The sequence below is a fragment of the Variovorax sp. 20P10.2.4 genome, from assembly GCF_058244205.1.
This window is the reverse complement of sequence record NZ_JBZAYE010000285.1, coordinates 1-8,983: the sequence shown is the minus strand read 5'-3', so window position 1 is coordinate 8,983 and position 8,983 is coordinate 1. Positions and strand designations below refer to the sequence as shown.

The 8,983-nt window shown below is 71.4% G+C and carries 10 protein-coding genes and 1 pseudogene; 7 read left to right on the top strand and 4 right to left on the bottom strand.

The features are described 5' to 3' along the window. The 6 genes from AC27VN_RS23625 to AC27VN_RS23600 form a co-directional block, all read left to right on the top strand. The coding region (locus AC27VN_RS23625) for an MBL fold metallo-hydrolase (protein WP_490878077.1) at positions 1-395 on the top strand (395 nt) is incomplete at its 5' end. Between the two features lie 52 nt (positions 396-447). Next, on the top strand, positions 448-1,194 hold the full coding sequence (pqqC, locus tag AC27VN_RS23620) for a pyrroloquinoline-quinone synthase PqqC (RefSeq protein WP_490878078.1): 747 nt from the start codon (positions 448-450) through the stop codon (positions 1,192-1,194). Beyond that, complete coding sequence (pqqD, locus tag AC27VN_RS23615; protein ID WP_057590745.1) at positions 1,191-1,466, top strand: pyrroloquinoline quinone biosynthesis peptide chaperone PqqD; 276 nt, start codon at positions 1,191-1,193, stop codon at positions 1,464-1,466. The genes pqqC and pqqD overlap by 4 nt, the downstream gene beginning before the upstream one ends. Beyond that, positions 1,463-2,620 (top strand): pyrroloquinoline quinone biosynthesis protein PqqE, encoded by a 1,158-nt coding sequence (gene pqqE, locus AC27VN_RS23610; RefSeq protein ID WP_490878076.1) that lies wholly within the window; start codon positions 1,463-1,465, stop codon positions 2,618-2,620. The genes pqqD and pqqE overlap by 4 nt, the downstream gene beginning before the upstream one ends. Positions 2,621-2,698: 78 nt before the next feature. After that, entirely contained in the window at positions 2,699-4,327 is a 1,629-nt protein-coding gene (locus AC27VN_RS23605) for a peptide chain release factor 3 (protein ID WP_057590743.1), read from the top strand. 47 nt (positions 4,328-4,374) lie between these two features. Then, on the top strand, positions 4,375-5,028 hold the full coding sequence (locus AC27VN_RS23600; protein WP_490878075.1) for an SIMPL domain-containing protein: 654 nt from the start codon (positions 4,375-4,377) through the stop codon (positions 5,026-5,028). Here AC27VN_RS23600 and AC27VN_RS23595 read toward each other — a convergent pair. From AC27VN_RS23595 to AC27VN_RS23585, 3 genes are read right to left on the bottom strand one after another with little or no spacing between them, the layout of a single operon-like run. Continuing rightward, a complete protein-coding gene (locus tag AC27VN_RS23595) occupies positions 5,025-5,840 on the bottom strand; it encodes an ABC transporter permease (RefSeq protein WP_490878074.1) in 816 nt (271 codons plus the stop codon). The genes AC27VN_RS23600 and AC27VN_RS23595 overlap by 4 nt on opposite strands. A 7-nt stretch (positions 5,841-5,847) precedes the next feature. Further along, entirely contained in the window at positions 5,848-6,693 is an 846-nt protein-coding gene (locus AC27VN_RS23590) for an ABC transporter permease (RefSeq protein ID WP_490878073.1), read from the bottom strand. Then, entirely contained in the window at positions 6,690-7,697 is a 1,008-nt protein-coding gene (locus tag AC27VN_RS23585; RefSeq protein WP_490878072.1) for an ABC transporter ATP-binding protein, read from the bottom strand. Before AC27VN_RS23585 ends, AC27VN_RS23590 begins: the two co-directional genes overlap by 4 nt. 114 nt (positions 7,698-7,811) lie before the next feature. Between AC27VN_RS23585 and AC27VN_RS23580 the strand changes: the two genes are divergently transcribed. Continuing rightward, on the top strand, positions 7,812-8,654 hold the full coding sequence (locus AC27VN_RS23580; RefSeq protein WP_490878071.1) for an HAD-IIB family hydrolase: 843 nt from the start codon (positions 7,812-7,814) through the stop codon (positions 8,652-8,654). On the opposite strand, the pseudogene AC27VN_RS23575 reads toward AC27VN_RS23580, so the two are convergent. After that, positions 8,651-8,983: pseudogene (locus tag AC27VN_RS23575) on the bottom strand (MFS transporter); the annotation flags it as partial. The gene AC27VN_RS23580 and the pseudogene AC27VN_RS23575 overlap by 4 nt on opposite strands.

The following is an 8,983-nucleotide window of genomic DNA, read 5'->3' as shown; positions in this document are numbered from 1 at the left end:
ATCCCGTGCCCGGCGACAACATCGGCCTCACGCTGACCGACACCGCGAGCGGCCGCAGCGCCTTCTATGCGCCGGGCCTCGGCGCGCACAGCCCCGAGGTCGATGCCGCGATGCGCGCGGCCGACTGCGTGATGGTCGACGGCACCTTCTGGCGCGACGACGAGATGATCGCGCTGGGCTTCAGCCGCAAGACCGGCCGCAGCATCGGCCACCTGCCGCAGTCGGGACCGGGCGGCATGCTCGAATGGCTGGCCGACCTGCCCGCGCGCACGCGCAAGGTGCTGATCCACATCAACAACACCAACCCGATCCTCGACGAGGACTCGCCCGAGCGCGCCGAGCTCGACCGGCGCGGCATCGAGGTCGCCTTCGACGGCATGGAGATCGTGCTCTGAGCACGACGAACGAACAGCCAGGACCCAGGAGCCCATCATCGCCCTCATCGACATCTCCCTCGCGCCGCCACGCACGCCCAGCGGCGAGCCGGCCTGGAGCCACGCCGAGTTCGAGGCGCAGCTGCGCGCCAGGGGCAAGGCCTATCACATCCACCATCCGTTCAACCGCATGCTCAACGAGGGCCGCGCCACGCCCGCGCAGGTGCGCGGCTGGGCAGCGAACCGTTTCTACTACCAGATCGCGATTCCCGTGAAGGACGCGGCGATCCTCTCCAACTGCCCCGAGCGCGAGGTGCGGCGCGGCTGGGTGCAGCGCATCGTCGACCACGACGGCAGCGGCGACGATCCCGGCGGCATCGAGGCCTGGATCGGCCTCGGCATCGCGACCGGCCTCGCGCGCGAAGAGATCGTCGACCTGCGCCACGTGACGCCCGCGATGCGCTTCGCGGTCGATGCCTACGTGAACTTCGCGCGCCGCGCGCCCTGGCAGGAGGCCGTGTGCTCCTCGCTGACCGAGCTGTTCGCGCCCGAGATCCACAAGCAGCGGCTGGCCGGCTGGCCCGAGCACTATCCGTGGATCGAGCCCGGCGGCCTGGCCTACTTCCGCAACCGCGTGAGCCAGGCGCGGCGCGACGTCGAGCAGGGCCTGGCGCTCACGCTCGAGCACTTCGCCACGCGCGCCCAGCAGGAGCGCGCGCTCGACATCCTGCAGTTCAAGCTCGACATCCTCTGGGCCATGAACGATGCGATGGCGCTGGCCTACGGCGTGACGCCGGCCGCCGAGGGAGGTGCCGCATGAGCGCGCCCACGCTCGACAGCCGGCCCGGCATCGCCGAGGGCTTTCGGCTGCAGTGGGAGCCCGCGCAGGACTGCCATGTGCTGCTCTACCCCGAGGGCATGGTCAAGCTCAACCAGAGCGCGGGCGAGATCCTCAAGCGCTGCGACGGCCAAAGCGACGTGCGCGCGATCGTGCTCGACCTCGAGGAATGCTTCGACACCACCGGCCTCGGCAAGGAGGTGCTGGCCTTCCTCGAGATCGCGCTCGCGCAGCGCTGGGTGGTGCTGAAGTGAGCGCGACGGCGGCACTGCCGGGTCCGCCGCTGTGGCTGCTGGCCGAGCTCACCTACCGCTGCCCGCTGCACTGCGCCTTCTGCTACAACCCGGTCGATTTCGCCGGCCATGCCGACGAGTTGCCCACCGAGGACTGGCTGCGCGTGCTGCGCGAGGCGCGCGAACTGGGCGCGGTGCAGTGCGGCTTCTCGGGCGGCGAACCGCTGCTGCGCGACGACCTCGAAGTGCTGGTGGCCGAGGCCCGGCGCCTGGGCTACTACACCAACCTGCTGACCTCGGGCGTGGGCCTGAGCGAGGCGCGCGCGGCGGCGCTCAAGGCCGCGGGCCTCGACCACGTGCAGCTCTCGTTCCAGGACTCCACGCGCGAGATGAACGACTTCCTCTCGCACACGAAGACCTTCGACCTCAAGCAGAAGGTGGCCGGCCTGATCAAGGCCAACGGCTGGCCGATGGTGCTCAACGTGGTGATCCACCGGCTCAACATCGACCACATCGACCGCATCGTGGAGATGGCCGAGGCCATGGGCGCCGAGTACCTCGAGCTCGCCAACACCCAGTACTACGCCTGGGCGCGCGAGAACCGCGCCCACCTGCTGCCCACGCGCGAGCAGATGCGCAAGGCCGAGGTCGCCACCGAGGCCTGGCGCCGCAAGCTCGACGGCCGCATGCGGATCTTCTTCGTGGCGCCCGACTACCACGAGGCCGCGCCCAAGAAATGCGTGAACGGCTGGGGCAGCATGTTCATGACCGTCGCGCCCGACGGCACCGCCCTGCCCTGCCACACGGCGCGCATGCTCCCGGGCCTCGAGTTCCCGAACCTGCGCGAGACCAGCGTGCGCAGCGCCTGGCGCGATTCGGAAGGCTTCAACCGCTACCGCGGCACCGGCTGGATGAAGGAGCCCTGCAGCAGCTGCGAGCACAAGGAGCGCGACCTCGGCGGCTGCCGCTGCCAAGCCTACATGCTGGCGCACGACGCCGCGGCGGCCGACCCGGTGTGCGCCAAGAGCCCCGCGCACGGCGAGGTGCTGGAGGCCGTGCGCCGCGCCGACGCGGGCGAGCTGCCGGCGCAGCCGCTGGTGTTTCGCGATCCGAAGGCCTCGCGGCGATTCGTCGCGGCCGACGACGCGCTGTCGCTGCCCCACGGGCACAACTGAGGGACAGGGGTGCGGTCCGCGGGGTGACCTGCGACAATCGCCGGTTCGCCCGACCGACCCCTTCTACTTGGCCCTACCGTGTCTTTCGCCTCCGAAACCCGCCGCCGCCGCACCTTCGCGATCATTTCCCACCCCGACGCCGGCAAGACCACGCTGACCGAGAAGCTGCTGCTTTTCTCCGGCGCGATCCAGATCGCCGGCTCGGTGAAGGCGCGCAAGGCCTCGCGCCACGCGACCTCCGACTGGATGGAGATCGAGAAGCAGCGCGGCATCTCGGTGGCCTCGTCGGTGATGCAGATGCTGTATCGCGACCACGTGATCAACCTGCTCGACACGCCCGGCCACAAGGATTTCTCGGAAGACACCTACCGCGTGCTCACGGCGGTCGACTCGGCGCTGATGGTGATCGACGCGGCCAACGGCGTGGAAGCGCAGACCCGCCGCCTGATCGAGGTCTGCCGCCAGCGCGACACGCCGATCATCACCTTCGTCAACAAGATGGACCGCGAGGTGCGCGAGCCGCTCGACATCCTCGACGAGGTGGAGCGCGAGCTCGGCATGCCCTGCGTGCCGATGACCTGGCCCGTGGGCCAGGGCAAGAGCTTCCGCGGGATCATGAACCTGCGCACGCAGGCCATGACGGTGTTCGAGTCGGGCAGCGAGCGCCTGCCGCAGGACTTCGAGACCATCCCCTTGAGCGAACGCGACACGCTCGCCAAGCGCTTCGGCGCCGACTTCGAGACCGCCATGGACAGCATGGAACTCGCCACCGGCGCCTCGCCCACCTGGGACCGCGAGGCCTTCCTCGCGGGCAAGCAGACACCGGTGTTCTTCGGCTCGGGCGTGAACAACTTCGGCGTGATGGAAGTGCTCGACGCGCTGGTCGACCTCGCGCCCTCGCCGCAATCGCGCACCAGCACCACGCTGGTCAACCGCCAGCCGGTGACCAAGGAGATCCAGCCCGAGGACAAGGACTTCGCGGGCGTGGTCTTCAAGGTGCAGGCCAACATGGACGCCAACCACCGCGACCGCATCGCCTTCGTGCGCATGGCCTCGGGCAAGTACACGCCGGGCATGAAGCTCAAGGTGCAGCGCACCGCCAAGGAACTGCGCCCCACCAGCGTCGTGACCTTCATGAGCCAGCGCCGCGAGGCGGTCGAGGAAGCCTATGCGGGCGACATCGTGGGCTTCACCACCCATGGCGGCGTGCAGCTCGGCGACACCATCACCGACGGCGCGAGCCTGCAGTTCACCGGCCTGCCCTTCTTCGCGCCCGAGCTGTTCATGACCGTGATCCTCAAGAACCCGCTGCGCACCAAGCAGCTGCAGCAGGGCCTGGCCCAGCTCGGCGAGGAGGGTGCGATCCAGGTGTTCCGCCCCGAGATCGGCGGCCCGATGCTGCTGGGCGCGGTCGGCCAGCTGCAGTTCGAAGTGGTGCAGCACCGGCTGAAGGCCGAGTACGACGCCGACGTGCGGCTGGAGGGCTGCCAGTACACCGGCGCGCGCTGGATCACGGCCGACACGCCGGCCGAGCTGCGCGAGTTCGTCAACGCCTATCCGCAGCGCATGGCCAAGGACGCGGCCGACACGCTGGCCTTCCTGTGCACCTCGCCGTACGACGTGCGGCTGGCGCAGGAACGCTTCCCGAAGATCCATTTCCATCCGCTGCGCGAACACGCGGGGCTGGCGCTGCAGAGCGCGGGCTGAGCAGGCAGGCAGTCTGCCGGGGTTCGCGCGCCACCCAGGAGAACCCCATGGACACCTACATCGAAGTCGCCGGCCAGGGCGACATCGCCGAAACCGTGGTCGAGCAGCGCGCCGCGCTCACGCTCACCGTGAAGGCCTCGAAGGCGGAAGCGGCCTTCGAGGAGGCGACCCGGCTGCGCAACGACACCATCCGCGCGCTCAAGGCCGCGGGCCTCGGCGCCGACGAGATCAGCGAGGGCGGCCGCGACACCTGGCAGCCGTGGTACCGCCGCAAAAGCGCGGGGCAGGAGGTCTCGCACCGCGTGCTGCTGCGCTGCCGCGACACGCAGCGCCTGTACCTCGCGATCGACGCGCTGCAGCCGCTGTTCGAGAACGCGCGCCATTCGCTCTCGGTCGACATGCTGCAGCCGCGCTTCGACGCCTCGGCCGAGGCCGAATCGGCGGCGCGCGCGGCCGCGATCCAGCAGGCGCGCGCCCGGGCGCAGGTGATCGCGCGCGAGGCCGGCGTGTCGCTCGGCTCGGTGGCGCAGGTGGAGGAACTCGGCGCCGACGCCGACCGCACGGGCTCCTATGGCGACTACGGCTTCGCGATGGCCGCGGCCGCGCCGCTGGCGGCCTCGGCGGCCGACGACTTCGAAGCGATCGACGGCGCCTCGCGCGTGCGCCGGCTGCGCTTTCGCGTGCGTTTCCTGATCAGCTAGCTGCCCGTCGAGGCGTAATGCCTCAAGCCCAGCCCCCACACGCGGAACGCCAGCGCGAGGAAGACGAAGCCCGCCAGCGGCGACACCCAGCCCACCCAGTGCGGCGCGCCGAGCGGATCGGGCCGCCCGAGGATCAGCAGCGCCGGGTAATAGGCCACGCAGGCCAGCGGCACCGCGAAGGTGAGCAGGCGCTGGAACCAGCGCGCGTAGAGCGCCAGCGGATACTGCGCCGCCTGCACGCCGCCATAGGTCAGCACGTTGGCGATCTCCAGGCTCTCGACGGTCCAGAAGGCCAGCGTGCCCTGCAGCACCAGGATGCCGAGGAACAGCGCCACGCCGCCGGCCAGCGCGAACAGCGCGACGGCCACCGCCTCGGGCGTCCAGGCGATGCCGGCCTGCGCGGTCGCGAAGCCGATCACCGCCAGCCCCTGCAGCAGCCGGCCCATGCGGCTGATGCGGAAGTCGTGGCCCATGAGCTGCAGCGCGAGCGGGCGCGGGCGCAGCAGCAGGCGATCGAAGGCGCCGCTGCGCAGGAACTCGGTGCCCAGCACGTCGAAGCCGCGGCCCAGGGCATCGGCCAGCGCGAACATGCAGTTGACCAGGCCATAGAACAGCGCGACCTCGCCGAGGGTCCAGCCGCGCACTTCGCCGAAGCGGTGGAACATGGCCCAGACCGCGACCACCTCGATGCCGGTGACGAGGAACTGGCCCACCGTCAGCATGAGCGCCGAGGCCGGGTAGCGCGCCTGCGCGCCGACCGAGGCCTTCACCAGCCGCAGGAACAGCGCGATCGATCCCGGGGACCTGCTCATGCCGACCTCACCCGCCCTGCACCTGCAGCCTGCGCATGGTGCGCACCAGCAGCCAGCGGCCGATGGCCACCAGCAGCGCGATCCAGAAGCATTGCAGCGCGAGCCCCAGCAGCGCGTCGGCGCCGCGCAGCTGGCCGAAGTACAGCCGCGCGGGAATGTCCATCAGCCCGGCCAGCGGTTGCACGAGCAGCGCCGTCTGCCAGGCATCGGGCAGCAGCGCGAGCGGCAGCAGGTTGCCCGACAGCACGATCACCAGCGGCGCCGACAGCGCGTTGATGCCGCGCTCGTTGAGCGCCGACAAGGTCGCGACGTTGAGCAGCATCACCATCGCGGTCGACAGCGCCAGGCCCAGCCCCATCGACAGTGCGAAGGCCAGCGCGGCCGCCACGCCCACCGGCGGCTGCCAGGCCCAGGCGCCGAGCCCCAGCAGCGGCAGCGCGACGGCGGCGAAGCCCAGCATCAGCGCCGCGCGTGGCAGCAGGCGCGCGGCGATCCAGCCCGCGCTGCGCGCATACCAGAGCGCATAGGCATCGACCGGGCGCAGCCGGTCGTAGGCCACCGAGCCGGTGCGCACCGACTGCGCCACCTCGGGATCGACCAGCCAGGGCATCAGCACCAGCAGGCCCTGCGCGAGCCAGGTGTAGGTGATGGCGTGCTCGAGCGACATCGGCGCCTGCGCGGCCGCCGAGGCGCCGCCGTAGAAGGCCGCGAACACCATCACCTTGATGCCGCCCCACCAGCACTGCGTGCCGAAGCCCGCGAGCGCGGCGGTGCGGTACTGCAGCATCTGCAGGAAGCGCGAGGCGAAGGCCGCGGTGTAGGGGCGCGCGATCTCGCGCCATCCGTCCGTCATGCGTCGGCCGCTCCATGCATCGCATAGAAGCGCGCGATCACGGCCTCGATCGCCAGCCCCTCGAGCCGGATGTCCTCCACCGCATGCTCGGCCGCGATGCGCGCGATCAAGGCCGGCGCGGAGACGACCGCGGGATCGAAGTCGAGCACCAGCGTGCGGCCGTCGCGCGCGTTCACGCGCACGCCGGGCCAGTGGGCGCCGAGATCGTCGGGCAATTGCGCCTCCTGCGCGAAGTCGACCACCAGCCGGCGCTCGGCCAGCACCTGCGCGCGCAGCGCCTCGACCGGGCTGTCGGCCAGCACGCGGCCATGGCCGATCACGATCACGCGCCGCGCGAGCGCCTCGATGTCGTGCATGTCGTGCGTGGTCAAGAGCACCGTGGTGCCGCGCTCGCGGTTGGCGCGGCGCACGAAGTCGCGCACCGCGAGCTTCGAGGGCGCATCGAGGCCGATGGTGGGCTCGTCGAGGAACAGGATCTCGGGCTCGTGCAGCAGCGCGGCCGCGATCTCGGCGCGCATGCGCTGGCCCAGCGAAAGCTGGCGCACCGGCTGGTCGAGCACGCGCTCGAGGCTCAGCAGCGCGACCAGCTCGTCGCGCGTGCGGCGGTAGCGCTCGCGGTCGACGCGGTAGATGTCGCGCAGCAGGTCGAAGCCCTCGCCCACCGGCAGGTCCCACCACAGCTGGGTGCGCTGGCCGAACACCACGCCGATGCGGCCCACGTGGCGCTCGCGGTCGGCGAAGGGATCGCGCCCGTCGATGCGCACGCTGCCGCCGTCGGGCCGCAGGATGCCCGAAAGGATCTTGATGGTGGTGGACTTGCCCGCGCCGTTGGGACCGATGAAGCCCAGCAGCTCGCCGCGCTCGAGCGCGAAGGACACGCCCGCGAGCGCCTCGACCGTGCGATGGCGGCGGTGCAGCAGGCCGCGCACGGCACCGAGCACGCCGGGGTCGCGCTCGGCGATGCGGTAGGTCTTGAGGAGGCGGTCGACGACGATCTGGGACATGGGCGGGCCGCGCCGGTGCGGTCTGCGCGACCGGCCGGCGGGGGCGGGATGCTACACGAAAGCGCGGCGCGCGCGGCCACCGGTACGATCCGCGCTCCTGCCGTGCCGTCCGCCATGTCCTCCTCCACCACGTCTTCCTCCCTCCCCGCCTCGCCCGACCGTCTGCTGCCGCTGGGCCAATGGCCCGCCACCGCGCGCGCCACGCTCGCGGGCGTGTTCACCGACATCGACGACACGCTGACCACCGAGGGCGCGATCACCGCCGACGCACTCGCAGCGCTCGGCGCGCTGCGCGCGGCCGGGCTGCACGTGGTGGCGATCACCGGCCGGCCCGTGGGCTGGAGCGAGCCCTTCGTCAACGCCTGGCCGGTCGATGCGATCGTGGCCGAGAACGGCGCGGTGGCGCTGCTGCCGCTGCCCGGCGGCGGCATCGGCAAGCGCTACCAACAGGACGCGCCCACGCGCGCCGCCAACTACCGGCGCATGCAGGCGGTGCTGGCGCGCATCGAGGCGGAGATTCCGGGCGCCGGCCGCGCCACCGACTCGCCGGGCCGCGAGACCGACATCGCGATCGACCACAGCGAGTTCGTACGGCTCGACGAGGCCACCATCGCGCGCGTGGTGGCGCTGATGCGCGGCGAGGGCATGCATGCCACCGTGAGCAGCATCCACGTCAATGGCTGGTACGGCGGCAACGACAAGCTAGAGGGCGCGCGCTGGATCGTGCGCGAGCTCTGGGGCCGCCGGCTCGACGACGAGATCGCGCGCTGGGCCTACGTGGGCGACTCGACCAACGACCAGCTGATGTTCCGCAGCTTCGCGCACAGCATCGGCGTGGCGAACGTCGCGCGCTTCGTGCCGCAGCTGGAGTTCTTGCCGCACTACGTGACGCGCGGCGAGCGCGGCGCGGGCTTCGGCGAAGCGGTGGCCGCGATCCTCGCGGCGCGACCGAACTAAGGCGCGGCACGCCGGCGCAGCGGCGCCCATTGGTTCCAGGTGCCCACGGCCGCGACCAGCAGCAGCACGCCCGCGTAGCCCTCGACCGTCGCCAACAGGCCCAGCGGCGCGACCAGGAAGCCCGCGAGCATCGCCGGCAGGCTGAAGGCCAGGTAGCTCACCACGAAGATCGCCGCGAACAGTTCGCCGCGTTCATGGGACTGGGCCAGCGGCGCGAGCGTCTGCACCAGCGCCGAGAAGGCGCCGCCGAAGCCGATGCCGGCCACCGCCGTGCCGACGAAGAACAGCGCCAGCGAACGCGTGGCGAGTGCCGCCAGCAGCAGCACCAG

Coding starts and splice junctions, on each gene's coding strand:
- AC27VN_RS23590 (WP_490878073.1), bottom strand. CDS start 6,693: ATGACGGACGGATGGCGCGAGATCGCGCGCCCCTACACCGCGGCCTTC.
- AC27VN_RS23595 (WP_490878074.1), bottom strand. CDS start 5,840: ATGAGCAGGTCCCCGGGATCGATCGCGCTGTTCCTGCGGCTGGTGAAG.
- AC27VN_RS23600 (WP_490878075.1), top strand. CDS start 4,375: ATGGACACCTACATCGAAGTCGCCGGCCAGGGCGACATCGCCGAAACC.
- pqqD (WP_057590745.1), top strand. CDS start 1,191: ATGAGCGCGCCCACGCTCGACAGCCGGCCCGGCATCGCCGAGGGCTTT.
- AC27VN_RS23580 (WP_490878071.1), top strand. CDS start 7,812: ATGTCCTCCTCCACCACGTCTTCCTCCCTCCCCGCCTCGCCCGACCGT.
- AC27VN_RS23585 (WP_490878072.1), bottom strand. CDS start 7,697: ATGTCCCAGATCGTCGTCGACCGCCTCCTCAAGACCTACCGCATCGCC.